Source organism: Actinophytocola xinjiangensis, assembly GCF_001921215.1.
GTDB lineage: Bacteria > Actinomycetota > Actinomycetes > Mycobacteriales > Pseudonocardiaceae > Actinophytocola > Actinophytocola xinjiangensis.
The window spans coordinates 1-509 of sequence record NZ_MSIF01000072.1 but is presented as its reverse complement, the minus strand read 5'-3'; the positions used below and the strand labels follow the sequence as shown (position 1 = coordinate 509).

At 66.0% G+C, this 509-nt stretch carries 1 pseudogene; it reads left to right on the top strand.

Annotation, left to right across the window (positions count from 1 at the left end):
• A pseudogene (locus BLA60_RS41875) lies at positions 1-509 on the top strand (succinate--CoA ligase subunit alpha); the annotation flags it as partial.

Sequence of the window (509 nt, the reverse complement as noted above, 5' to 3'; positions counted from 1 at the left end):
GGGAACAAGACGCGGATCATCGGTCCGAACTGTCCTGGGGTGATTTCGCCGGGGAAGTCGAACGCGGGGATCATTCCGGCGGACATCACCGGTGCTGGTCGGATCGGGTTGGTGTCGAAGTCGGGGACGTTGACGTATCAGTTGATGTACGAGTTGCGGGACATCGGGTTCTCGTCGGCGGTGGGTATCGGTGGTGACCCGGTGATCGGGACGACGCACATCGACGCGTTGGCGGCGTTCGAGGCGGACCCGCAGACCGAGGTGATCGTGATGATCGGTGAGATCGGTGGTGACGCGGAGGAGCGGGCCGCCGCGTACATCGCTGATCATGTGTCGAAGCCGGTGGTGGGGTACGTGGCGGGGTTCACCGCTCCGGAGGGCAAGACCATGGGGCACGCGGGCGCGATCGTGTCCGGTTCGTCGGGTACGGCCGCGGCGAAGAAGGAAGCACTGGAAGCGGCGGGGGTGAAGGTCGGCAAGACCCCGTCCGAGACCGCCGAACTCGCCCG